This is a genomic window from Bradyrhizobium nitroreducens (assembly GCF_002776695.1).
Lineage (GTDB): Bacteria > Pseudomonadota > Alphaproteobacteria > Rhizobiales > Xanthobacteraceae > Bradyrhizobium > Bradyrhizobium nitroreducens.
Genome location: NZ_LFJC01000003.1, coordinates 507,860 through 530,404 on the forward strand (window position 1 = coordinate 507,860; position 22,545 = coordinate 530,404).

The 22,545-nt window shown below is 65.6% G+C and carries 22 protein-coding genes; 13 read left to right on the forward strand and 9 right to left on the reverse strand.

Features of this window, described 5'->3' with window-relative positions:
- Positions 1–9: 9 nt before the first annotated feature.
- The gene (locus tag TSA1_RS02590) at positions 10–1,053 is read left to right on the forward strand and encodes a zinc-binding dehydrogenase (protein WP_100174969.1); all 1,044 of its coding nucleotides are present in this window, start codon (positions 10–12) and stop codon (positions 1,051–1,053) included.
- Here the strand turns inward: TSA1_RS02590 and TSA1_RS02595 are convergent.
- The gene (locus TSA1_RS02595) at positions 1,046–2,218 is read right to left on the reverse strand and encodes an MFS transporter (protein WP_142252305.1); all 1,173 of its coding nucleotides are present in this window, start codon (positions 2,216–2,218) and stop codon (positions 1,046–1,048) included. The two genes, TSA1_RS02590 and TSA1_RS02595, sit on opposite strands and share 8 nt — an antisense overlap.
- Before the next feature lie 194 nt (positions 2,219–2,412).
- On the opposite strand from TSA1_RS02595, the gene TSA1_RS40900 reads away from it, so the two are divergent.
- From TSA1_RS40900 to TSA1_RS02620, 5 genes are all read left to right on the forward strand, one after another.
- Positions 2,413–3,069, forward strand: a complete 657-nt coding sequence (locus TSA1_RS40900; RefSeq protein WP_100174971.1) for a LysR family transcriptional regulator — start codon at positions 2,413–2,415, stop codon at positions 3,067–3,069.
- 121 nt (positions 3,070–3,190) lie between these two features.
- Positions 3,191–5,365, forward strand: a complete 2,175-nt coding sequence (locus TSA1_RS02605; protein WP_100174972.1) for a GumC family protein — start codon at positions 3,191–3,193, stop codon at positions 5,363–5,365.
- A gap of 2 nt (positions 5,366–5,367) precedes the next feature.
- Entirely contained in the window at positions 5,368–6,510 is a 1,143-nt protein-coding gene (locus TSA1_RS02610) for a glycoside hydrolase family 5 protein (protein WP_100174973.1), read from the forward strand.
- Positions 6,511–6,594: 84 nt separating this feature from the next.
- The gene (locus tag TSA1_RS02615; RefSeq protein ID WP_174718712.1) at positions 6,595–8,154 is read left to right on the forward strand and encodes a hypothetical protein; all 1,560 of its coding nucleotides are present in this window, start codon (positions 6,595–6,597) and stop codon (positions 8,152–8,154) included.
- Positions 8,155–8,308: 154 nt separating this feature from the next.
- Positions 8,309–9,628, forward strand: a complete 1,320-nt coding sequence (locus TSA1_RS02620; RefSeq protein ID WP_100174974.1) for an aminotransferase class V-fold PLP-dependent enzyme — start codon at positions 8,309–8,311, stop codon at positions 9,626–9,628.
- 32 nt (positions 9,629–9,660) lie between these two features.
- Here the strand turns inward: TSA1_RS02620 and TSA1_RS02625 are convergent, their stop codons facing one another.
- A complete protein-coding gene (locus tag TSA1_RS02625; RefSeq protein WP_100180934.1) occupies positions 9,661–10,683 on the reverse strand; it encodes an LLM class flavin-dependent oxidoreductase in 1,023 nt (340 codons plus the stop codon).
- Between the two features lie 30 nt (positions 10,684–10,713).
- Entirely contained in the window at positions 10,714–11,643 is a 930-nt protein-coding gene (locus TSA1_RS02630; RefSeq protein WP_100174975.1) for a LysR family transcriptional regulator, read from the reverse strand.
- 118 nt (positions 11,644–11,761) lie between these two features.
- Here TSA1_RS02630 and styA point away from each other — a divergent pair, with 118 nt between their 5' ends.
- Positions 11,762–13,012: a styrene monooxygenase subunit StyA gene (styA, locus tag TSA1_RS02635; protein ID WP_100174976.1), complete on the forward strand. Its 1,251-nt coding sequence runs from the start codon at positions 11,762–11,764 to the stop codon at positions 13,010–13,012.
- A gap of 6 nt (positions 13,013–13,018) precedes the next feature.
- Positions 13,019–13,522, forward strand: coding sequence for a styrene monooxygenase NADH-dependent flavin reductase subunit StyB (gene styB / locus TSA1_RS02640; protein WP_245448085.1), 504 nt, complete (start codon positions 13,019–13,021; stop codon positions 13,520–13,522).
- Positions 13,523–13,538: 16 nt separating this feature from the next.
- Here styB and TSA1_RS02645 read toward each other — a convergent pair whose 3' ends face one another.
- Positions 13,539–14,021 (reverse strand): hypothetical protein, encoded by a 483-nt coding sequence (locus TSA1_RS02645; protein ID WP_245448087.1) that lies wholly within the window; start codon positions 14,019–14,021, stop codon positions 13,539–13,541.
- 201 nt (positions 14,022–14,222) lie between these two features.
- Positions 14,223–14,381 carry a hypothetical protein gene (locus TSA1_RS39250; protein ID WP_161497180.1) on the reverse strand — a complete coding sequence of 53 codons (159 nt, stop codon included), beginning with the start codon at positions 14,379–14,381 and terminating at the stop codon, positions 14,223–14,225.
- Between the two features lie 715 nt (positions 14,382–15,096).
- On the opposite strand from TSA1_RS39250, the gene TSA1_RS02660 reads away from it, so the two are divergent.
- Positions 15,097–16,287: an HWE histidine kinase domain-containing protein gene (locus TSA1_RS02660; RefSeq protein ID WP_100174980.1), complete on the forward strand. Its 1,191-nt coding sequence runs from the start codon at positions 15,097–15,099 to the stop codon at positions 16,285–16,287.
- A gap of 105 nt (positions 16,288–16,392) precedes the next feature.
- Here the strand turns inward: TSA1_RS02660 and TSA1_RS02665 are convergent, their stop codons facing one another.
- The 3 genes from TSA1_RS02665 to TSA1_RS02675 all read right to left on the reverse strand — a co-directional run bounded on the left by TSA1_RS02665 (position 16,393) and on the right by TSA1_RS02675 (position 18,076).
- A complete protein-coding gene (locus tag TSA1_RS02665) occupies positions 16,393–16,698 on the reverse strand; it encodes a hypothetical protein (protein WP_100174981.1) in 306 nt (101 codons plus the stop codon).
- A gap of 209 nt (positions 16,699–16,907) precedes the next feature.
- On the reverse strand, positions 16,908–17,591 hold the full coding sequence (locus TSA1_RS02670) for a class I SAM-dependent methyltransferase (protein ID WP_100174982.1): 684 nt from the start codon (positions 17,589–17,591) through the stop codon (positions 16,908–16,910).
- A gap of 26 nt (positions 17,592–17,617) precedes the next feature.
- Positions 17,618–18,076, reverse strand: a complete 459-nt coding sequence (locus tag TSA1_RS02675) for an Rrf2 family transcriptional regulator (RefSeq protein WP_100174983.1) — start codon at positions 18,074–18,076, stop codon at positions 17,618–17,620.
- Positions 18,077–18,183: 107 nt separating this feature from the next.
- Between TSA1_RS02675 and TSA1_RS02680 the strand changes: the two genes are divergently transcribed.
- Positions 18,184–18,378 carry a hypothetical protein gene (locus TSA1_RS02680; protein WP_142252301.1) on the forward strand — a complete coding sequence of 65 codons (195 nt, stop codon included), beginning with the start codon at positions 18,184–18,186 and terminating at the stop codon, positions 18,376–18,378.
- Positions 18,379–18,715: 337 nt separating this feature from the next.
- On the opposite strand, the gene TSA1_RS02685 is transcribed toward TSA1_RS02680, so the two are convergent.
- Positions 18,716–20,737, reverse strand: a complete 2,022-nt coding sequence (locus TSA1_RS02685; protein WP_100174985.1) for a YgiQ family radical SAM protein — start codon at positions 20,735–20,737, stop codon at positions 18,716–18,718.
- Positions 20,738–20,929: 192 nt separating this feature from the next.
- Between TSA1_RS02685 and TSA1_RS02690 the strand changes: the two genes are divergently transcribed.
- The 3 genes from TSA1_RS02690 to TSA1_RS39535 all read left to right on the forward strand — a co-directional run bounded on the left by TSA1_RS02690 (position 20,930) and on the right by TSA1_RS39535 (position 22,543).
- On the forward strand, positions 20,930–21,241 hold the full coding sequence (locus TSA1_RS02690; protein WP_100174986.1) for a hypothetical protein: 312 nt from the start codon (positions 20,930–20,932) through the stop codon (positions 21,239–21,241).
- Positions 21,198–22,166 (forward strand): DMT family transporter, encoded by a 969-nt coding sequence (locus tag TSA1_RS02695; protein WP_174718713.1) that lies wholly within the window; start codon positions 21,198–21,200, stop codon positions 22,164–22,166. Before TSA1_RS02690 ends, TSA1_RS02695 begins: the two co-directional genes overlap by 44 nt.
- A 212-nt stretch (positions 22,167–22,378) precedes the next feature.
- Positions 22,379–22,543: a hypothetical protein gene (locus TSA1_RS39535; RefSeq protein WP_174718714.1), complete on the forward strand. Its 165-nt coding sequence runs from the start codon at positions 22,379–22,381 to the stop codon at positions 22,541–22,543.
- Positions 22,544–22,545 lie beyond the last annotated feature (2 nt).

Here is a 22,545-nt window from a genome sequence, read left to right on the forward strand (position 1 = left end):
GCGCGATCCATGGACATCAAGACTGCCAAGGCGGCCATCCTCGTCGAATCCGGCAAGCCGCTGATCGTCGACGAGTTCGATTTGCCGGATAGGCTCGAGCACGGACAGGTGCTCGTGCACGTGCACACGTCGAGCATCTGCGGCGCGCAGATCAACGAGATCGACGCCGTCAAGGGCGTCGACAAGTTCCTGCCGCACCTCCTGGGGCACGAAGCGCTGGCCACGGTCGTCGAAACCGGACCCGGCGTCGTCTCCTGCAAGCAGGGCGACACCGTGGTCATGCATTGGCGGCCGGGCAAGGGCGTCCAGTCCAACACGCCGGTCTATTCCTGGCGCGGCCAGCGTCTCAATGCCGGCTGGGTCACCACCTTCAATGAATATGCCGTGGTGTCGGAGAATCGCGTCACGCCGGTTCCGGCCTCGATCGACCGCACCAGCGCGCCGCTGCTCGGCTGCGCCGTGACGACCGCGCTCGGTGTCGTCAACAACGACGCGCAGATCGCCATCGGCGAGGCCGTCGTCGTGTTCGGCGTCGGCGGTGTCGGGCTGAACATCGTGCAATTTGCCGCGATGGTCGGCGCCTATCCGGTGATCGCGATCGACCGCCTCGACAACAAGCTCGAGATGGCCCGGCAGTTCGGCGCCACCCACCTCATCAACTCCGAGGCGGTCAAGGACGTGGCCGCCGAGATCCGGTCCATCACCGGCGCGGACGGACCCGACAAGGTCGTCGAGACCACCGGGGTCAAGAATCTGATCGAGCTCGCCTACGAGATCACCGCCAAGAAGGGTCGCTGCATCCTCGTCGGCGTGCCCCGCGAGAAGGCCGAGATCTACACGCTGCCGCTCCACTTCGAGAAGGTGCTGAAGGGCTCGGAAGGCGGCCAGTGCCAGCCGGCGCGCGACATTCCGCGTCTGGTTCGGCTGAGCGACGCCGGCAAGGTGAACTACCGCGGGATCGTGACCCACGAGTTCGCGCTCGACGACGTCAACGACGCGCTGGACCTGATGCGCAGCGGCACCTCGGGACGAATCCTCCTCAACATCAGCTGAGCGCCACGCAGGCGCCGACGACATGCCGGCGCTGGCGCTGCAGCAGCCAGGCCGCGATCGCCATGTTCACGACATTCCAGGCGATGCCATTGACCAGCGCCGACGCGTAGGAGCCGGTCCAGTCGTAGATCGCGCCGGCCATCCAGCCGCCCAGCGCCATGCCGGCGAGCGTGACCGAGATGGCGAGGCTGACGCGGAAGCCGGCTTCCCGCGCCGGAAACAGCTCGCGGATGATCACGGCATAGCTCGGCACGATGCCGCCCTGCGCCAGGCCGAACATGGCGGACACGACGTAGAGCGAGACCAGCCCGTTGAACGGCAGATAGAGCGCCAGCGCCGTCGCCTGCATCGCCGAGCCCAGCAGCAGCGTCGGCAGGCCGCCGATGCGGTTCAACAGCCAGCCGAAAATCAGCCGGCTCGCCACACTGAAGCCGAGCATGACCGCCAGCATCTCGGCGCCGCGCGCGGAGCCGTAGCCGAGATCGCCGCAATAGGCGACGAGATGGACCTGCGGCATCGCCATGGCGACGCAGCAGCAGATGCCGGCCACGGCCAGCAGACCCTGCGTGACGGAGGGGGACAGTCCGATGGACTGCATCGTATCGCCGCTGCTTGCCGCTTCGCGCGTGGTCGTGTGGGCCACTTGTCGCCGCAGCAGAACCAGCGAGAGCGGCAGCATCGTCGCCAGGCAGAACAGGCCGATGCCGATATGGGTCTGCCGCCAGCCATGCGCGGCGATGGCATGCTGCACGATCGGAGGCCACACCACGCCGGCAAGCGAGCTGCCGGCCGTCGCCAGCGCAATGGCAAGGCCGCGGTGCCTGTCGAACCACAGCGACACGTCGGCCACCAGAGGCGCGAAGCTGGCCGCGCCGCCGAGGCCGATCGTGACGCCCGAGATCATCGCGAACACGGACAGGCTCGGAGCAAAGGCGGTGAGGACATAGCCGAGGCTCATCAGGATGGTGCCGCCGGCCAGCGGCGGCAGGATGCCGAAGCGATCCGCGAGGCGCCCGACGACGATGCCGCCGATCATGAAGCCGACGATGGCGAACGTGTAGGGCAGGGCCGCCTCGGCGCGGGGCGCATTGAAATCGGCCTGCACCGCCGGCAACGCCACGACCAGCGACCACATGCCGACGCAGCCGAGCGTGCTGAGCGCCATGGAGACGGCGAGGCGAATCCAGGAATACGAAGTTTCGATCGACGGCTTTTCAGGCGGCACTGGTTTTCTCGGGCTGCTGGAGTTCGGCCCTGGGTATCGCCCGCCGTCGGCGGCGACAAAGCAGGATTTCTCTTTTGTCGCGCGAGCAAAACTCATGCATCCTGCTCCTCTCCCCGCATCGCCAGGAGCCGGCCATGACGTATCTGCTGCCGCCACTCAATGCCCTGCGCGCCTTCGAGGCCGCCGCCCGTCATCTCAGCTTCAAGCAGGCCGCCCACGAGCTGCACGTCACGGCCGGTGCGATCAGCCAGCAAGTCCGCCTGCTGGAGGAGCGGCTCGGCGTGCAGCTGTTCGAGCGCCGCACGCGGCAGGTGGTTCTGACCTCGGCCGGCGAAACCTATCTGGCGCAGGTCCGAAAGGCGTTCCGCCGCCTTGCCGAGGCCACCGCCGAGCTCAAGCCCGAGGGCGTCACGAGCCTGCTGCATATCGGGCTTCACGCGAGCTTTGCCCTCGACGGGCTGCGAGCGCGCCTCGCCCAATTTCGCCGCGCCGAGCCGCAACTCGCCATTCGCATCAGTCAGCCGGCTGGGCTGCACGAGCTGCTCGAAGGCAAGGTCGATGTCGTGATCACGGACCGGATGCAGCGCTATCCAGGCTACAAATGCGAGCCGCTGGAAAACGGCTTCCTGATCGCCCCGCTCGGCACCGCCGATTGCCCGGAGATCGAAGCCTTACGGTCCTGCCTGCTCGGCGACGCCGGGCCCGCGCGGTCGGCGACGCCCCGGGCCGCGCTGGTCGTCGGGAGGCCGAGTCCGGCGCGCAGGCCATCCAAGCCGTTCTTTTCCGCCTGAGCGGGCCTGTTCACAGTCCTTCCGGTTTCGCGCCCCTCCCGTAACCGCCGGTTAACCATGGATATTTACGGTGTAGCAAGCCTCTGAGCCGGGGCAGTCAGTTGATTTCGAGTCCAACCCCATGGCGTTCGGTCGAAGCGCATCTCCGCGAAGCATCGCCCCGACGGAGCCAGCGGCTTCGTGGGAAGCGCCGCGGGCTGCGCGGACGAGACCTGACGCCGCCGCGCCGGCGCTGAGCAAGGGAGCGCTGACCGTCGCCGGAGCGCTCGCATTTTTTCGCGAGAACGGCCGGCGCATTCTCACGCTGGCCTTGGCGCTGTTTGCCCTCGGCATCGTCGCTCTGATGGTTCTGCCGGTCCGCTATGCCGCGACGGCGCTGGTCGTGCTCGATCCACGCGAGCTGCGTGTCACCACGGAGCAGGACGTCTTGCCGGGCATCGGCCAGGACGCCGCGGCGCTTCAGAGCCAGATCGAGATCGCCAAATCGGACGGTTTCCTCCGTCCCCTGATCGAGCAGCTCAAGATCGCCGAGGACGACGACATCGCGGGCGGTCATACCGACATGACGCGTCTGCTCGAGAAATTCCGCAATCGCCTCGAGATCACGCGCCGCGGCCTCACTTACGTCATTGCGATCTCCTTCACCTCGAACCGTCCCGATCGGGCCGCCTACTACGCCAACGCCATCGCCGCGGCGTTCGTCGCCAGCCAGGGCCGCGTCCGTACCGCGGCCACGGACGAGGCTGCCGACTGGCTCAAGGACCGGTTGAAGACGTTGAACGAGCGGCTGCGCGCATCGGAAGACGCCGTTGCCACCTTCCGGCTCGAGCACAAGATCCTCAATGCCGGCAAGGATTCGACCACCCAGCAGCTGCGGGTGACCGATCTCAATCAGCAGGTCTCCGCCGCACGTCTTCGCACCGAGGAAGCCAAGGCGCGCTACGACCAGGTGCAGCGCGATCTCAAGGCCAATGTCGAGGGGCCGGTGAAGCAGGACCTGTTGAGCATGCTGCGCGCGCAGCGCTCGACCCTGAATGACCAGATCGCGCAGAAGAAGGCGGTGTTTGGCGACCGCCATCCCGATCTCGCGATCTCCTACAGCCAGCTGGCGGACATCAACCGCCAGATCGAGGTCGAGCGGAAGAAGAACATCGACACCGCCAAGTCCGAATATGAAGCCCAGCTGGAGCAGCAGAACGCGCTGGAAAAGCAGCTCAAGGCGGTCGAGACGCAGATGCTGGTCGACGGGCAGGCGCTGGTGAAGCTGCAGGAGCTGCAGCGCGACGCCGACGCCAACCGCAACATCTACGAGCAGTTCCTGTCGCGGTTCAAGACCACCAACGAGCAGCGTCAGCTGCAGAGCTCCCAGACCAAGATTGCCTCGCCGGCCATTCCGCCGGTGCGCTCGACGCGTCCGCCGCTCGCGCTGTTGCTGGCGGCACTGGCGATCGGCTCGCTGCTGACGTCGATCGCCGCAACTGCGGTGATGACGAGCATGTCAGCCCAGCCTGCGCCTGCCGAGGCCTCCGTGCATGCAGCAATGGCGGACACGGAAACTCGGCAGATCCAGTCTCAAGTTCAGTCGCAAGCCCCGCCGCCAACGCAACCGGCCGCTGCCGCCGGCCAGCCGGACGCGATGCCGCGGCTTCCCGTCTGGGCCCGCATTCCCGATCTGTTGTCCGGGACCGGCCCAACCACCGTCTGGCAAAGGCCGATCGCCGCTTCGGCCGAGCTCGATCTCGGTGTCTATCTGCGGCCGCTGCTCGAGCGGATCGATCGCGTGCCGGTGCGCGGCTGCAAGGTTGCGCTGGTGTTGTCGGTCGGCAAGAGCGCCGGCGGCAACACCGTCGCGCGCTCGCTGAATCGTGCCGCCGTGAAGCGCGGCATGATGAGCGTGTTGATCCGCCTGCAGGCGGAATTCGCAGGTCACCAGCCTCCGGTGACCGAATGGAATGACGGTTCGACCACAGCCGGACTTCAGTCGATCGACGAGCTCTTGAGCGCCGGCCGCAAGGCCGATGCCAGAGCTGAGGACGATATTCGTTCGGAGTTCGATCTGATCATCGTCCATGCCGGCAATCTCGCACTTCAGCCCGACGCCATCGCGCTGGCGGCCCATGCGGATTTGATCGTGCTGGTGGCGCGTGCCGGCGAGCTCGGATCGGCAGCGATGCGCCGGGTGACCGCCGCGCTGTCGCGCTACGAGACCGTGCCGACGGGGCTCGTGGTCAATCATGCGCCTGCGGGCTCGCAGGCGCCGCTCCCCGACGGTGGCGCATTGGGACTTGCGGTTTGACGATGGCAGCGTCACGCCGTGGTCTGCTGGCTGCGGCGATGCTGCTGTCGATCTCGTTCGGTCCGCCGGTCCATGCCGACGCTTGCGTGCCCCTGCCGCAGACGGTCGCGCCGGCGAGGCTCGCCGCATTGTCGCGCGGCTTCAATGCCGACGGCTGGATCAACGGCGAGGTGCCGAGCCGCGAATTGCTGCAGCAATTGCGCAAGGCGGGAATGAGCCATGTCCGGCTGCCGGTGCCGGCAGAGCGCGTGATGCCCCGATTCGCCGCGAAGGCCGAGCGCGACGAGACGCTGGGCGTGCTCGACAAGGCGCTGAAGCAGCTCACCGCGCTCGGCTATGCCACGTCGGTCGATCTTCATCCCGGCGATCGCTTCAACCGCCTGCACAAGGAGGACCCGGACGCGGCGCTGCGTGAGATGCAGCAGGCCTGGAGCGGTCTTGCAGGGGTGATTCGACCCTATTCGCCGGATCGCGTCTTCGCCGAGCTGCTCAACGAGCCCGACATCGACGCCGACAGATGGCAAAGCGAAGTCGAGACGCTCGCCGCCTTCGTCCGCAAACTGCTTCCCACGACCACGCTCATCGTCGGTCCGGTCAATTGGCAGCGCGCGGACTCGTTGCCGCGGTTCCGTCCGCTGGCGGATCCTGATGTCGTCTATGCCATCCACTTCTACGATCCCATGGTGTTCACCCATCAGGCCCATTGGGATGCGCAGGATCCGCTGCACGACATCATCGATCTGCCTTATCCGATCGATGCCGGCGATCCCAGGGTCCAGGCAATCCGCAGGGATCTGCAGGCGAGGGGCGCGACCAAGGCGCTCGGCATGCTCGACGTCGCAATCGCCGCCGCCAGGGACAAGCCGGGGGCCGATCGCTGGCTTGCGCCCGCGCTCGCATGGCAGCAGCAGTTCGAGCGGCCGGTCATCGTCAACGAGTTCGGCGTGCTGAAGGCCGGCGCGCCCAGACAAAGCCGGTTGCGCTGGCTGGCCGAAGTCACCGCTTATGCCAGGGAGCATTGCTGGGGCTGGACGCATTGGGAGCTGGCGCAGGGTTTTGGCCTTGTCGACCGCAGCACTGGCAGGGCCGATCCCGACGTGATGCGGGCGCTGCTCGGTGACACCACCCGTCCCAGCCGGCGCTGACCGCCCGGCGCGCCCGCTATCGTTAACGACTCCTTACCCATCGCCCCGCTATCGTGATCGCCGCGCGATGCCAAAGGACGATCGATGAGCGCCGGGGACTTACTGCAGGTTCACAGCGGGCAGGCCGCGACATCGCCGCCGGCCTGGCGCGAGCTGGCTGCGACGTTCTGCATCGCAGTCGCGACGATCGCCTTTGCGCCGGTCCTGCATCTGGCGAATCCGGCTCTGGCCATCGTCGTCGAGGTTCTGGTCGGCATCGCCATTGTCCTGGCGGTCCCGACCTACGCGCCCGCCATCGCGATCTTCGTCCTGTTCTTCCAGAATCTGTTCGTCTCGATCCTGTCGCCGCTGGTGCCGCTGCCGTCCGATCTCGACTTCATCAAGGGCTACAATTTCCTGGTCTGCTCCGTGATGTGGCTGGCGACGTTCGGCCTCTACGTGCTGGGCCAAAGGCGTCAGTCGACCGAGGTGAACCGGATCATGCGCTGGGGTGTCGTCACCCTCGCCGTGGTGTCGCTGTATTTCGCGATCGGTTTCATCCAGGACGGACAGCCGGCGGCGGTCTATCTGCGCAATATCGTGCTGCCGCTGTTCCTGTTCCAGCTGTCGCTTCTGACCGCCGCGACCTATGAGGTGCGCATCACGCCGTTCCTGGTGACGCTCGCGGTCATCCTGCTCTGTTGCGGCTATGTCGAGCTCGTCTTCCGCGATCTCTGGCTCGCCATCACCAACAGCTACACGTTCTGGGGTTTCGACGAGCTCAAGGCGACCCATTCGGGCGTCTGGGAAGCCCAGATGCGCCAGACCGGCAACGTGCCCGTCGACCTCAAGGACCGCTTCAGCTTCGACTTCCTGAACACGCCCTTGCTCGAAGGGTTCGGGCTGTCGAAGATGCTGCGCATCAACGGTCCGAACATGCATCCGATCAGCTTCGCTTACGGGATCGGCTTTCTCGCGCTGTTCCTGTTCTCGGTGGGGCGGCCGCTGCTGGCGCTCGCGGCGCTGCCGCTCCTGGTGTTCTGCAGCGTGAAGGGCGCGCTCATCGTGGTGATCTTCGTGGCCGCGGCCTGGATCGCGACCCGTCTGCTTGGTGCCGTGGTGACGCTGCTGCTCGGCTTCCTCGGCATGGCCGCCTTCGCGGTTCTGGCGATCCGCCTCGGACTGCAGATCGGCGACTATCACGTCATCGGTCTGATGGGCGGTCTGGACGGATTCGTGCAGAGACCTTTCGGCCGGGGCCTCGGCATCGGAGGCAATCTGTCGGAAAGCTATTTTTCGATCGACTGGAACGCCGCGCAGGCGGCCGGCACGATCGATGGCGCGGCCGAGAGCGCGATCGGCGTTCTCTTGTACCAGATGGGCGTCGGCGCCTTCGTGCTGCTGGCCTTCTATTTCGCGATGGCGCTCAAGGCCTGGCGCCTCTACGCCTCGTCGGGCTATCTGACGCAGGGGCTCGCCGGCTTCGGCGTCATGGTCGTGCTGCTCAACGGGCTGTTTCAGGAAGAGGCTTTGTTCGCGCCGCTCGCGCTGGGACTGATGCTCTCGCTCACCGGGCTCGTCATCGGCAGCCACGTTCGCATGCAGGCCGTCGCGAGCGAGGAGACGGCGTTCGAGTCCCTCACGCACTACCAGCCAGCCGCGTAGCCCGGCGCCCGCCGCTAGCCGCCGGAGTTCGGACGGCCGACGAAGCCGTGAACTACTTCATGCCGCGCGGGCCCGCCATCATCGAATTGTCACCGCTCCGTCATTGCCGCTCTATTTATCGCTGCTCCTTTCTCCGCGCATCGTGGAGACTGATATGCATCCGACTGAGACGATTTCGTCCGACCGCCGCTGGATCCTGAAGGGCCTCGCGGCCGCAGCTATGGCGCCGCTGGCGGCGCGGGCGATGGCGGCCGAGGGTCTTCCGGCGCCGCCGACCGAAGCGGCCGCCGCCATTGCGACCGACAAGGCCTATTGGGCGGACGTCAAGCGGCTCTATGCCGTGACGCCGGATGTCGTCAATCTCGAGAACGGCTATTGGGGCATCATGGCCGAGCCCGTGCGGCGCGAGTTCATCCGTCAGTCCGACATGATCAACTATCAGAACACCTATTACGCGCGCCAGCGCGCGGGCGCGGATTTCGAGGCGGTGCGCGCCAGGGTGGCGGAGGCGGTCGGCGCGCTGCCCGAGGAGATCGCGCTCACCCGCGGCGCGACCGAGGCGCTGCAGCTCCTCATCGGCGGCTACAACAGGCTGAAGCCCGGCGACGGCGTGCTCTATGCCGACCTCGACTATGATTCGATGCAGTATGCGATGAACGCACTGAAGGCGCGCCGCGGCGTCGACGTGGTCAAGTTCGACGTGCCGGAGCCCGCCACGCGCCAGGCCGTGCTCGACGCCTATGCCCGCGCCATCGAGGCCAACCCGAAGACGCGGCTTCTGCTCCTGACCCATGTCAGCCATCGCACCGGCTTCGTCATGCCGGTCGCCGAGATCGCCCACATGGCGAAGGCCAGGGGCATCGACACCATCGTCGACGCTGCGCATTCCTGGGGGCAGATCGACTTCAAGGTGGGTGAGCTCGAGGCCGATTTCGTCGGCTTCAATCTGCACAAATGGATCGGCGCGCCGCTCGGCGTGGGTTTCCTCTACATCAGGAAGGACCGCCTCGCCGCCATCGATCGCGACATGGGCGACGAGGATTTCGCGGAGGCCGATATCCGCTCGCGGGTTCATACCGGCACGGTCAATTTCGCCACCGTGCTGACGGTGCCGACGGCGGTGGCGCTGCATCAGCAGATCGGCGCCGCGGCCAAGCAGGCCCGCTTGCGCCATTTGCGCGACTATTGGGTGAGCCGCGCCCGTGGTTTCAAGGACATCGAAATCCTGACGCCGGACGAAGCCGGCTCATACGGTGCGATCACGTCCTTCCGCCTCGCCGGCAAGACGAGCAAGGCCGACAACGAGGCCATCGTGGTGAAGCTCCGCGACAGCCACAAGGTCATGACGGTGCGCCGGGCCGGCGTCGCCAGGGGCCAATGCATCCGCGTGACGCCGGCGCTCTTTACCGACGAGGCCGATCTCGACCGCCTCGTCGAGGCGCTGGCCGTCGTCACCGGCACGAAGACGGGGTGACCCTGAGGGCGAGCGGCCCGGCGCAGCTCGCCTCACCGCCACCCCAGCGCCGGTGCGACGTGCTTCAGGATCGCCTCGATCGCATGCGCGCAGTAGTCGACGCCGAGCTGGTTCGGAATGGTCAGCAGCAGCGTGTCCGCCTCGGCGATCGCCTCGTCCTGTCGCAGCTGCTCGATCAGCGCGTCCGGCTCGGCGGCATAACTCCGGCCGAAGATGGCCCGTGTCTGCGGGTCGATGAAGCCGATCTGGTCTTCGCCGCCGCGCTCGCCGCCGAAATAGGCGCGGTCGCGATCGTCCATCAACGCGAAGATGCTGCGGCTGACCGACACGCGGGGCTCGCGGGCGTGACCGGCTTCCTTCCACGCCGCGCGATAGGTGCGGATCTGCGCGGCCTGCTGCACGTGAAAAGCCTCGCCGGTCTCGTCGTTCTTCAACGTCGAGCTCTGCAGGTTCATGCCGAGCTTTGCGGCCCACACCGCGGTGGCGTTGGAGCCGGCGCCCCACCAGATCCGCTCGCGCAGGCCCTGCGAATGCGGCTCGATGCGGAGCAGCCCCGGCGGGTTCGGAAACATCGGCCGCGGATTGGGCTCGGCAAAGCCTTCGCCGCGGAGCAGGTCGAGGAAGACCTCGGCGTGGCGCCGGCCCATGTCGGCATCGCTCGCGCCCTCGGCCGGCTGATAACCGAAGTAGCGCCAACCGTCGATCACCTGCTCGGGCGAGCCGCGGCTGATGCCGAGCTGCAGCCGGCCGCCGGCGATGAGGTCGGCGGATCCTGCGTCCTCCACCATGTAGAGCGGGTTCTCGTAGCGCATGTCGATCACGGCCGTGCCGATCTCGATTGTCTTGGTCCTGGCACCGACGGCCGCGAGCAGCGGAAACGGCGAGGCCAGCTGCCGCGCGAAATGGTGCACGCGGAAATAGGCGCCGTCCGCGCCAAGCTGCTCCGCAGCGACCGCCAGATCGATCGATTGCAGCAGCGTGTCCGAAGCCGAGCGGGTCTGCGATTGTGGCGAGGGCGTCCAGTGTCCGAAGGACAGAAATCCGATCTTTTTCATGGGCGTCATTTAGTGATGGCGGAAGCGGCGTCAACCGCCTGAGCCCGGGGGCGAGCCATGCAGGGAGGCCGGAGAAAACTGGTCGGCACGTGCGACCAGCAGATCCAGGAAGCTGCGCGCACGCAGCGACATCCATTGCGTCTCCGGATAGACCGCATGCAGCGGCAATGCGGCGATGCTGTAATCCGGCAGCACATGCTCGAGCTCGCCGCTGCGAAGGCCGTCCGCGGCGTTCCATTCCGGCAGGATGGCGATACCGAGATGATGCATCGTGGCCTCCTGCATCGCGTCGGCATCGTCCACGTGGATGGGCCCGTTGATCGACGCGACGTGACGGCCATGCTCGGACTCGAAGGCCCATTGCTGCGCCGGCGACATCCTGGAATAGACGATGCACTGGTGCGCGCCGAGATCATCCGGCGTGCGCGGCAGCGGGCGGCCGTGCAGATAAGTCGGCGTCGCCACCAGATAGCGCTGCACGGTGCCGAGCCGGCGGGCGACCAGCGTGCTCGCTTCCAGGTGTCCGATCCGCAGCGCCAGCTCGATGCCTTCTTCCACCAGATTGACGAAGCGCTCGCTGAAGCGGATGTCGACCCGCACCTCGGGATGGTGCCGCACATAGTCGGCGATCACGGGCATCATGTAGCGCCGCCCGAACGACGACGGCACGCCGATCCGGAGCGTACCGCTCGGACGGGGCGCGGCCTGCTCGACGCTCGATCGCGCCATGTCGAAGCTGTCGAGGATCTGCCGCGCAAGATCGTAGATGCGATGCGCTTCCGCGGTCGGCTTCAGCGTGCGCGTGGTGCGCGAGAACAGCTGGGTGCCGAACTCGCTCTCGAGCATCGCTATGCGCTTGCTGATCGCGGGCTGGCCGATGCCGAGCTCCTTGGCCGCCGCCGAGAAGCTGCCGCCTTCGAGGGTGCGAACGTACGCGCGCAGGCAATCGATCCGATCCATAATTCATTCCTGATTGGAATAAATTATATCCCATTTATTCCGTAGTGCGCAACGGAGCGGGCCGCTAGGCTTCCTCGAAACAAGCCGTCACAGGGCAAGGAAACAGGGAGGAGACCACGTGGCACGCAACGTCGGAATCGTCGGCGCCGGAATCGCCGGGCTGCATCTCGCGCTTTACCTGCAGAAGCATGGCGTGGACGCCACTGTCATCACCGACCGTCCGGGCGAGGACTATCGCAACATCCGGCTGCTCAACACCGTCGCGCATCATCACGTGACGCTCGCGCGCGAGGACTATCTCGGCGTCAATCACTGGACCGACCCGAAGGACCATTATTACTACCACGACCATGTCTTCAATTTTCCGCAGCCGCTGAGCTTTCGCGGCGACTTCTCGAAGCCGAGCCGCGCCGTCGACTACCGGATCTATCTGCCGGCCTTGATGCAGGACTTCACCAGCCGCGGCGGCAGGATCGAGTATCGCCGCATCGAGGAGCGCGATATCCGTCCGCTGGTCGCGCGGTTCGACCTGCTGGTGGTCTCGACCGGCAAGGGGCCGCTGGGCCAGCTCTTCACCTACCGTCCCGAGCACACGCCCTATCAGCAGCCGCAGCGGCGGCTCTGCGTCGGGCTCTACACCGGCGTGCGGCAGCCCGATCCCATGAACGTCACGTTGTCGGTATCGCCGGGCCATGGCGAGATGATCGTGATCCCGACCATCACCTTCGGCGGCATCGCCAATGCGCTGCTGATGGAGAACGTTCCCGGCGGCGACATGGAGGAGCTGGCGACGCTCAGCTATGACGACAATCCCAAGCATTTCCTCAAGGTGCTCTTGGGCAAGCTGGAGAAGCATCACCCGACCACCTACGACCGCATCGACACCGCGCGCTTCGACCTCGCGCAGCCGCAGGACCTGCTGCAAGGTGGCGTGGTCCCGACCGTGCGCAACACGGTGGTCGCGTTCGACGACGGCAAATGCGCCATCGCGCTCGGCGACGTCCATGCCATCGTCGATCCCATGATGGGGCAGGGCGCCAATGTCGCCTCCTATGCGGCCTTCGTGCTCGGCGAGGAGATCGTCAACGCCGACGCGCTTGATGCGCGCCTGTGCGAAAAGATCGACCTGAAGCGGCAGGATCGCGTGCTGGCGGCTTCGCGCTGGACCAATGTCATGCTGCAGCCGCCGAGCGAAGCGCTGGGCATGCTGATCGGCGCGATGAGCCGGAACCAGGCGCTGGCGAACGAGTTCACCGAGAACTTCAATTACCCTGATCGCCAATGGGATCGCATCTCGACGCCGCAGCGCATCCAGGCCTGGATCGAACGCATGTCGGTGCCGGCAGAGCCGGTCAGGGCAATTGCGTGAGGATCGATGCGCGCCGAGAGTGAGATGCCGCGCGCCAACCCGGCATCGTTCCGCGAAGCCGCCTCGCGCTTTGCGACCGGCGTCGCGGTGCTGACCGCGCTGGACGAGCACGGCCGGGTCTGCGGCATGACCGCGAACAGCTTCGTCACCGTCAGCCTGTCACCGCCGACCGTGCTGGTCTCGGTGATGCCCGGGCGCATGCACCGCGCGATCGCGGCGACCGGACGTTACTGCGTCAACGTCCTGCCGGAGCACGGGCGGGACCTGTCACGGCATTTTGCGAGCCAGCCAAACAGCGGCGCGACGCCGGACTACGACATCGTCGACGGCCTGCCGCGCCTTCAGGAGTGTATCGCCTGGTTCGCCTGCGAGGTCACACGCCATGTCGATGTCAGCGACCACACGCTGATCATCGCCGAAGTCTCAGGCTGCGACCATCGCGACACCACGCCGCTGGTGTTCTTTTCCAGCCGGTATCATCGCGGAGCGGGGGCGCCGGTGGATCGGTGAGGCGTTCGCGGCGCCTTCAGATCTCACAGCCGGTCAGATTCCATGCCTTGAGCAGCCCGCCGAACGCCTTGAGCCGGCAGGACTCGGTCTCGCTGGCGGCCTTTGCGCGCGGAACATTGGCGGTTCGCTTGACGACGAGTGCCTTTGGCTTCGGTTCGTGAGGTTTGGCGATCGCAATCGGCTTGGCCTTGCCTCGCTGACGCACGACCGGCGCCGGCGCGGGCGAAACGACACGGACCTCTTGCGGAGCAGCTGGGCTTTCGACCGAAGCCGGCTGCGTCGGCATCGCGACGCCCACAGCGGCGATTTCGAGGCTATCGGCTTTCGCCAAGGCGTCATGTGGAACAGAAACGTCTGCGCTTTGGTCGGCAAGCGGCGGCGCGATTGCGACGGCGCGACGCGCCGGCGTGTTCAGCTCCATGGCCGACAGCACTCCCACACTCAACAGGATGAGGAGGCCCAACAACGCCATTCTCAGCATAACGCGCCTCTGACCCAAACTAGCGCCACTGACAATTCTCCGCACCAATAAGGCAACTTTGCCGGCGCCTGCCGGCTCTCGGCGGGTCATTTGCCGACAGGGTTAGCGACGGCAATGCCGATGTCGGTTGGTGGTCTCTTTCACGTCGTGGAATGGCAGCCGCGGCCAGCAGCGGCCGCAAGCCTGACCTGGTGTCTGTTCGCGGCCGCAAGCGGCGGCTTATTTTTCGCCTTCTTCCGCTTGCTCTCGCTCCAGGTCACCGATGAGCTTCCCGATGCGCTGCGTGGTCGTGGGATCTGTCGCGCCGCGCAGCAGGCGCCTGGACTGTTCCAAACGGAAGGCGATCTGCTCTTGGCGGGCGAGTTGGTCTTCCATCATGTGCTTCCCTCCAGAGAGAGACATTTGGCAGAGCCAATGGTTCAAATCTATTGCACCGACGTGCGGTACTCCACCGATCGCCCGAGGCGCGCCAGACGCTCGAAGCGACCCAAACCAAAGAGCCAAGTTGAAATGTTGGAACAACATCTCGTTATGGTTGTTGTCTTGCCGGATCCTCGAACGCGGCGGGATCGACGACGAAACAGTCAGCTGACCAAATGGTAAGATCCTTCTCATCCCTCGCGATATTCATGATCCTCGGTGCGGCGGTGGTCGCTTTGCCGGCTTTTGCTCCAAACGTGCAAGCGGATGAGCTCGTGGCGCTGGCCAAAGGTGACCGGCTCGAAATCCGAGCCGCTCTCCCAGATTGCTCGGCACAGGTCTGGCCAGCCTTTACCACGTCCTGCCTCCGACAAGCTGGCCCCGGAACGGAGATCCAGGTAGCTCGCCTCGTGACTGCCCGGCGTTAGTTCGGTCCTCGTTCAATCCGCTCGCCCGAGAGATCGGCCAACCTACCTCCAGGCTTCTCCTCTCCAAGCCGGTCGGTCGGGATCAGGCCGTCGCGCTCAGACGGGACAGCCCACACGCGACGAATTCTGGCCTTCTCCTCTCGAGAAGCGCAGCAATGGCTGGGGACGTCGGTCAAGTGCAATCGGCTTACGAGCATTCGCGGGTGCCGAGACTCCCTCGGCCCGCCGAGAAAGAGTGAGATCCCATGTCGACAGATCCAATTCAGGTGCCGAACGTTCTTGTCGTGGAGGACGAAATGATCCTGCGGATGCGTGCGGTCGACATCGTCGAGGATGCCGGGTTCTGTCCCATCGAGGCGATCAATGCAGACGAGGCCATCTCCGTTCTGGAATCCCGATCGGACATCTCGCTGCTGCTGACCGACATTCAGATGCCCGGCAGTATCGATGGACTCAAGCTTGCCCATGCGGTGCACGAGCGATGGCCCTCGATCAAGATTATCCTGGTGTCCGGCCAGGTGAAGCCGTCCGAGGCGGAACGGCCGGAGAACAGTAGATTTTTCGGTAAGCCGCTCGGCGTCGAGCAAATGATCACCGAGCTGAAGACCATGGTGGGCGCAGGTGCTTTGCGGATCATTCCGACGGCAGGCGACTGGACGTCAGGTGGCCCGTTTGGCGCCGCGCCGACGGCTGCCTCCAGCTCCCAGTCGGAGCAGGAGGCTTCCTTGTCCGCCGAAAACGACACCCTTCGCTTGCTGCTCGAACAGGCCGAGATAGACGCGCGCGCCCTGATCGTTCAGGCCGGTATCGATGACGAGCAGCGCAGTGCCGCCGAAAAATTGCAGAAGCTCATTCTCGGAGAGCTGCATCATCGCGTCAAGAATACGCTTGCCATGGTGAGTGCGATCGCATCCCAGAGCTTCCGCGGAGCACCAAGTATCGAGCACGGACAGAAGGCAATGGAGGGCAGGCTGCTCGCATTGGGGCGAGCCCATGATCTGCTGATGCAGGTGAGCTGGGCTGATGCCAGCCTGACCCACACGCTGAGCAGTGCGACGGAGCCCTACGACAGCCCGGGAGACCGGCGCTTCCACTTCAATGGACCGGATATCCGGATTACCTCCGTCGCCGTCATCGCGCTTGCGATGACTTTCAACGAATTGTGCACCAACACCACCAAATTCGGCGCGCTCTCCGTCCCGAAGGGCCGCGTCGAGATTTCGTGGGCGATCGACGAGTTGAAGCAGAGGCTTCGCCTTGTCTGGACCGAAAGGGGCGGTCCCCCGGTCGAACCGCCGACACGCCGGAGTTACGGCACCCGGATGATGGGGTCTCTCGGTCAGCAACTGACCGGACAGGTGAGCCTCGCATATGAACGGGGCGGATTCGTTTACGCACTGGAGGTACCGCTTGGCTCGATCGCCGCAGCGGCGTGAGCGGGATCTCTTCACCCGCCGATCGCCCGAGAGTCCGATAAAAAGAGTCCGACAAAAAAGGCCGCGGTTTGCACCGCGGCCTCTTCAATTCGCTCGCTTCGCTGCTCAGTAGGTGCCGATTCCGACGCTCACGCCGGGAGCGCGGAAGCCGACGCCACCACGTTCCTCATAGCCGCGCCGCTCGATGTAGCGCTCGCGCGGTGCATATCCGTAGGCATCGCGTCCTTCGCGGATGATGACGCGTCGTTCGCTACGCTCGCGCCAGCAACGTCCGTCTTCGTTGCAGACCATGCGGACGTTCTGAACGCTGCTCTCCGGTGCGGACGGCGCGTTCAGGGAAAGCGGGGCTGCCGAAGCAGCAGTCACGAAAAGCGTACCGGCCGCAGCTGCCAAAACTGTGAGAATTCTCATGAATTAACTCCCAAAAGAGGTTTGTGTCGGGGAGCCAATGGACTGGCGGAACGATGGTTCCGCGAGAGCCAAAAGAAACTTCTCCGTTGTCGGTCAACGGCCGGCCGCGCGTCTTCAGCTCTCCTCGGTCAGAAGGTGCAGCAGCGTCTGATGCACCGGGTTTATCGGGCATTGCTCGATGCCGTGCATGCCGACGAGCCCGTGCTGCCTCACGCGTAAGCCACCCAGCCGCGGAAGGCGAAGCCGGTGTAGAACAGCGTCGGGTCGGAGAAGCCGGCCTCGCGCAGGATCACCTCGTCCTGCGCTGGCGCCAGGATCTGCAGATGGCTGCTGACCGCATCCCGCGCGGCCGCGGCCTGATCCGGCTCGACGCCGGAGGCGGCCAGGAACGCGGAGTACCGCGCCAGCCACAGCGGACGTTCCTTCTCTCCATCGGGTGCGCTCAGATGCGCGACCACGAACGGTGCGCGCGGTTTGAGCCGGCGGCGGACCTCCGAGGCGATCCGGCGCCGCTCGACGACATCGACGAAGTGCAGGGTCAGGAGGCAGGTGGCGCCGTCGAATGGTCCCTGCGGGGCATCATCGACATAGCCTTGATGAAAGCGCGCGCGTGGTGCGAGCTCTCCCAGAGTCTGCCCGGCCAGCGCCAGCATCGCCGCTGAGGGATCGACGCCGTCGAAGCGCCAACCGGGATGCGCCTGTGCAAAGGCCTTGAGCTCCAGGCCGCCGCCGGCGCCGAGGACGAGCACCTGCCCATCGCCGGGCACGCTTTCGGCCAGCAGAATCGTCGCCATGGATTGCATGGCGTCATAGCCCGGCACGAAGCGCCGTGGCCCTTCGGTGTATCGCGCCACGAATTGCGGATCAGAGAATGCGGCTTGAATGTCGGTCATGAGGGTGTCCCCGTGAATGGAGCCGTTCACGCGCGATGCGCGCTGATGTCGTGAATTTTTCGCGACCCGATCCGCTTGCGCAGATCCTCGCTCAGCATCGCCAGTGTCACCTCGCCGAGGCGCGCCAGCAGCAATGCCTCGGCATCGCCAAAGGCCTGACCGAGCGCGGCATTGACGGCCTGCTCGACGAGACAGCCCGGCGCCTCGGTCCGGTTGCCCATCGCCAGCAGCGAGGGGCTGCCGAGGGCGGCGTAGATGTCGCGCAGCGTCACCTTCGAAAGATCGCAGGCAAGCGTCCAGCCGCCGCCATGCCCCTTCTCGGCGTGGACGTAACCAAGCTCGCGCAGGCCCGCCATGATGCGCCGGATCACCACGGGGTTGGTGTCCATGGCTTTCGCCAGAGTCTCGGATGTGAACGGCCCGGGCTGCTGCGCCATGTGCAAGAGAACATGCAGCACGCCGGATAATCGGCTGTCTCGCTTCATGTAACTTCATATGTTACATGATAGCGTCGAGGTCAATAGTACTTTGCGACGCTGAACCGAGCGGACTGCAGGCGCGACCTATGCCTTGCAAAAGAAGGCTCTTCCAGATGTCTTGGATAAAGCGATACGTCCTGAGTTGTCTGATCGCGGTGTTCGTTCTTGGTGCCCAAGATGGCTACCAGAATCCCGGCGAGCGTCACTTCGGCTCGACCCTCATCATGGGCGCGGCGTGGCCCGTGACCCTTGCCGTCGTGCTCGGCTACGCGGCCGGAGAGACGGCGCGCCACAGCAAGGAAGGTTGAGGGCGCGCGGCACGACGCAATTCTTCCGGCGCGACAGTCCAGCTTGCGTGGTTGCAGCTGGAGCAGCTCGAAAGAGCGAAGCAATCCGCTCCGCCCGCGGTGGGGAGCTCAGGGAAGTCGGATCACGGCTCGGGGCTCGAGCGGGCCGCACCGATCGATGATGCCATCATGCGCGTGTTTTGCCCGACGGAGCAACGCGTCCTCACCCGCTAGATCATCCGTTCCGCACGCGCCCTAAGTCATTGACTTCGCTAACCCCGTCTACTGTGCATGGGGTTGTTTTCGACATTTTTGTTTGGCGGGCCACGTGCGAGGCTGAACCGGCTCGCCTCGCTCGCTACTTCATCACCCGCAGGCCCTTGGTCGTGAACTTCTGCGTCTTGCCGCCAGGCCGCACCGGCCGCCGCGTGCCCGCGGCCTTGCCGGTGCCGGGCGGCTGGTGCGCAGGGACTAACTGGTGCGGCTGCGAGCCGATCAGGTCGCGGCGGCCCATCTCGATCAGGGCCTCGCGCAGCACCGGCCAATTGTCGGGATCGTGGTAGCGCAGGAACGCCTTGTGCAGGCGGCGCTGGCGCATGCCCTTGATCGCCTCGACCTTGTCGCTGCCGCCATGGCGCACGCCGCGCAGCGGGTTGACGCCGGTGTGGTACATCGCGGTCGCCGTTGCCATCGGCGAAGGCAGGAAGGTCTGCACCTGGTCGGCGCGATAGCGGTTCTTCTTCAGCCACAGTGCGAGGTTCATCATGTCCTCGTCGGTCGTGCCCGGATGCGCCGCGATGAAATAGGGGATCAGGTAATACTTCTTGCCGGCGCGTTCGGCCGCTTCGTCGAACATGCGCTTGAACTTGTCGTAGGCGCCGATGCCCGGCTTCATCATCTTGTCGAGCGGGCCGCGCTCAGTATGCTCAGGGGCGATCTTCAGGTAGCCGCCGACGTGATGGGTGACGAGCTCCTTGATGTATTCCGGGCTCTCGACCGCGAGGTCGTAGCGCACGCCGGAGGCGACCATCACCTTCTTGATGCCCTTGGTCTCGCGCACCTTGCGATAGAGGCGAATGAGATCGTCATGCGAGGTGTTGAGGTTTGGGCAGATCTCGGGGAAGACGCAGGACGGCCGCCGGCACGCGGCCTCGACCTTCGGGTCCTTGCACGCCATCCGGTACATGTTGGCGGTGGGGCCGCCGATGTCGGAGATCACACCGGTGAAGCCCGGCGTCTTGTCGCGGATCTTTTCGATCTCGCGGAGAATAGAACCCTCGGAGCGGTTCTGGATGATGCGGCCTTCGTGCTCGGTGATCGAGCAGAAGGTGCAGCCGCCGAAGCAGCCGCGCATGATCGTCACCGAGAACTTGATCATGTCCCACGCGGGGATCTTCGCCTCGCCGTAGGACGGATGCGGCGCGCGCGCGTAAGGCAGGTCGTAGACCGCGTCCATCTCCTCGGAGGTCAGCGGGATCGGCGGCGGGTTGAGCCAGAGGTCGCGATCGCCATGACGCTGCACCAGCGGCCGCGCGTTGCCGGGATTGCTCTCCCGATGCAGCACGCGTGAGGCGCGGGCATAGGCTTCCTTGTCCTGCTCGACCTGCTCCAGCGCGGGCAAGCGGATCACGGTTAAGCCCTTCTGGCGCGTCGCGCCCTCGTCGGCGGAATCGAGATCGTCGGCGTGCAGCTCGGAATAGTCTTCAGGCACGCGGCGGAACAGCGCGACGCCGCGGATGTCGTCGAGCGCGCGCGGCGCTTCGCCCGCGGCGAGGCGCTGTGCCACCTCGACCACGGCGCGCTCGGCATTGCCGTAGAGCAAGAGGTCGGCCTTGGCGTCGGCCAGCACCGAGCGGCGCACCTTGTCCGACCAGTAGTCGTAATGCGCGATCCGGCGCAGCGAGGCCTCGATGCCGCCGAGCACGATCGGCACGTCCTTGAACGCCTCGCGGCAGCGCTGCGCATAGACGACGGTGCAGCGGTCCGGCCGCTTGCCGCCTTCGCCACCCGCCGTATAGGCGTCGTCGCTGCGGATGCGCCGGTCCGCAGTGTAGCGGTTCACCATGGAATCCATGTTGCCGCCGGTGACGCCGAAGAACACCTTCGGCTTGCCGAGCGCCTTGAACGGCTCGGCCGAATGCCAGTCGGGCTGGGAGATGATGCCGACCCGAAAGCCCTGCGCCTCCAGCAGCCGGCCGATGATCGCCATGCCGAAGCTCGGATGGTCGACATAGGCATCCCCGGTCACCAGCACGATGTCGCAGGCGTCCCAGCCGAGCGCGTCCATCTCGGCGCGGCTCATCGGGAGGAACGGCGCCGGCTTGCGCGGGCGGGCCTGGGCCATCAAGGGCTTTGCGGCGGTGATGATCTGGGTGTCCATGGCGCGTAGGGATAGGACTCCACGCCCGCAAATACAACCGGCCGCGATGCCATCTTCGCGATCAGGGTTCCCCGATGGCGCTCAATTCGGCCCCAAGAGGCGCGCGGACGGCCGGCTCCGGCACTGTGACGCCGTCCACATACCGCCCGGGCGCTGTTCGTCATGCTCTCTCCAGTCTTGAAGGAGAGCCCCATGTTTCTGATCGACGCGCTGCTGATCCTGGCGATGTTGTTTTTCCTGTTCCTGCCGATCACCGATCGCAGGACGGTGCGGATGAGGCTCTGCATGCTCTGCGCGCTGCTGGCGGTGTTCTCGGTCTCGCTCACCCGCACGCCCATCGTGCCGGTGCTGCTCGTGAGCGTCTCCGCGCCTCCCGGAATGGCGCGCGTGCCGCATATGCACCTCGGTGAGCCGTCGTCGGGGTTCTCACCGCGGCCGACATCGGATATCCGATTGATCCATGGGCGAGGAAACGGGCAAGGAAACGGGCAAGGAAACCCCTGACGGCGGTCATCGCACGGTTGCCGGTGTATCGCCGTCCACGGACGCCTGGCTCGGCGCGATCGCGCTGATCGGCTTCATCCTGGTCGCGACTGCGCAAGCTTCCAACCAGGTTCTGGCGCGCGGACTTGCCGGCTCCGTCCCTCCCTTCGCGCTCGCCTTTTTCCGTTGGAGCATCGTCGCAATCGGGCTCGCGCCGATCGCGCTGAGGGAGATCCGCGATGGCCGCGTGCCGCTCGGCCGAAACGTCTGGCCGATCCTCGCCGCCGGCTTCATGGGCATGTTCCTGTGCGGCGGGCCGGTCTATGCCGCCGGCGTATCGACGACGGCGATCCACATCGCGCTGATCATGGCGCTGTCGCCGATCACCGTGCTGCTGATCTCGGCCCTGCGCGGCATCGAGCATGTCGGCCCGCTGCAATGGCTCGGCACGGCGCTCGCGCTCGGAGGTGCGCTGCTCATCATCTCCGGCGGCCATCCGCAGACGCTGATCGAGCTTCAGACCGTGGCGGGCGACGGCCTCGTCGTGATCGCGATGCTCGGCTGGTCCGGCTATACGCTGCTGCAATCGCGTGCCGCGCCCAAGGCGTCGCTGCTCGCGCGCATCAGCCTGTTCTCGGGTGCCGGCGCGCTGTTCTCGCTGCCACCAGCGGCCATGGAGATGTGGGCGATGCCGGCCCAGGTCTTCAGCACCAAGGCGCTGTCGGCCTATGTCTTTGCCGGCATCGTTCCCGGCCTGCTCGCCTATGCCGGCTTTGCCTGGCTCGGCGGCAGGTTCGGCTCGGTGCGGACCTCGCTCGTGCTCTATCTCGGGCCGATTGCGAGCGCGCTATTGTCTTTCGCGATCCTCGGTGAGCCGCCGAAGCTGATCCATCTTTTCGGCGGTCTGCTGATCCTGGGCGGCGTCTGGGCCAGCCTGCGCCGCTAGCGCGTTTTCGAGCGAAGGGGACACCGGTTCGCGTGAAGAAAACGCGTCAAAACAAGAATCTAGAGCTTCGGTTCTGATTCAATCAGAACCGAAAATGCTCTAGTTCCATCCGCATGCGCACCCGCAGGAACCATCCGTCCTCGCGAACATTCTGAAGGAGGAGTTGCGGCGAGCCCGGCTCGCGATGTTCGCCATCCGCCGATGGGGGAGCTGTGAGTACAGTCATAGAGAACCTGCTGCTGCGAAAGCAGAAGCTCGTGGAGCAGCTCGAAAAGGCGCCATCGGTCGAGGACCGCGACAGGATCGAGCACCAGCTCGAACAGATCAACACGGCGCTGGATTTCCTGGACAGGCCGGGACCGAGGGACGCGAAATAGCC

What these genes read in the sequence shown, in the direction of transcription:
- TSA1_RS39250 (WP_161497180.1), bottom strand. Translation starts at nt 14,381, where the DNA reads ATGATGGAAGACCAACTCGCCCGCCAAGAGCAGATCGCCTTCCGTTTG.
- TSA1_RS02670 (WP_100174982.1), bottom strand. Translation starts at nt 17,591, where the DNA reads ATGACCGACATTCAAGCCGCATTCTCTGATCCGCAATTCGTGGCGCGA.
- TSA1_RS02680 (WP_142252301.1), top strand. Translation starts at nt 18,184, where the DNA reads ATGTCTTGGATAAAGCGATACGTCCTGAGTTGTCTGATCGCGGTGTTC.
- TSA1_RS02625 (WP_100180934.1), bottom strand. Translation starts at nt 10,683, where the DNA reads ATGAAAAAGATCGGATTTCTGTCCTTCGGACACTGGACGCCCTCGCCA.
- TSA1_RS02605 (WP_100174972.1), top strand. Translation starts at nt 3,191, where the DNA reads ATGGCGTTCGGTCGAAGCGCATCTCCGCGAAGCATCGCCCCGACGGAG.
- TSA1_RS02685 (WP_100174985.1), bottom strand. Translation starts at nt 20,737, where the DNA reads ATGGACACCCAGATCATCACCGCCGCAAAGCCCTTGATGGCCCAGGCC.
- TSA1_RS02615 (WP_174718712.1), top strand. Translation starts at nt 6,595, where the DNA reads ATGAGCGCCGGGGACTTACTGCAGGTTCACAGCGGGCAGGCCGCGACA.
- TSA1_RS02660 (WP_100174980.1), top strand. Translation starts at nt 15,097, where the DNA reads ATGTCGACAGATCCAATTCAGGTGCCGAACGTTCTTGTCGTGGAGGAC.
- TSA1_RS02695 (WP_174718713.1), top strand. Translation starts at nt 21,198, where the DNA reads ATGGGCGAGGAAACGGGCAAGGAAACGGGCAAGGAAACCCCTGACGGC.
- TSA1_RS02620 (WP_100174974.1), top strand. Translation starts at nt 8,309, where the DNA reads ATGCATCCGACTGAGACGATTTCGTCCGACCGCCGCTGGATCCTGAAG.
- styB (WP_245448085.1), top strand. Translation starts at nt 13,019, where the DNA reads ATGCGCGCCGAGAGTGAGATGCCGCGCGCCAACCCGGCATCGTTCCGC.
- TSA1_RS02610 (WP_100174973.1), top strand. Translation starts at nt 5,368, where the DNA reads ATGGCAGCGTCACGCCGTGGTCTGCTGGCTGCGGCGATGCTGCTGTCG.
- TSA1_RS02665 (WP_100174981.1), bottom strand. Translation starts at nt 16,698, where the DNA reads ATGAGAATTCTCACAGTTTTGGCAGCTGCGGCCGGTACGCTTTTCGTG.
- TSA1_RS02590 (WP_100174969.1), top strand. Translation starts at nt 10, where the DNA reads ATGGACATCAAGACTGCCAAGGCGGCCATCCTCGTCGAATCCGGCAAG.
- TSA1_RS40900 (WP_100174971.1), top strand. Translation starts at nt 2,413, where the DNA reads ATGACGTATCTGCTGCCGCCACTCAATGCCCTGCGCGCCTTCGAGGCC.
- TSA1_RS02675 (WP_100174983.1), bottom strand. Translation starts at nt 18,076, where the DNA reads ATGAAGCGAGACAGCCGATTATCCGGCGTGCTGCATGTTCTCTTGCAC.
- TSA1_RS02595 (WP_142252305.1), bottom strand. Translation starts at nt 2,218, where the DNA reads ATGGCGCTCAGCACGCTCGGCTGCGTCGGCATGTGGTCGCTGGTCGTG.
- TSA1_RS02630 (WP_100174975.1), bottom strand. Translation starts at nt 11,643, where the DNA reads ATGGATCGGATCGATTGCCTGCGCGCGTACGTTCGCACCCTCGAAGGC.
- TSA1_RS02690 (WP_100174986.1), top strand. Translation starts at nt 20,930, where the DNA reads ATGTTTCTGATCGACGCGCTGCTGATCCTGGCGATGTTGTTTTTCCTG.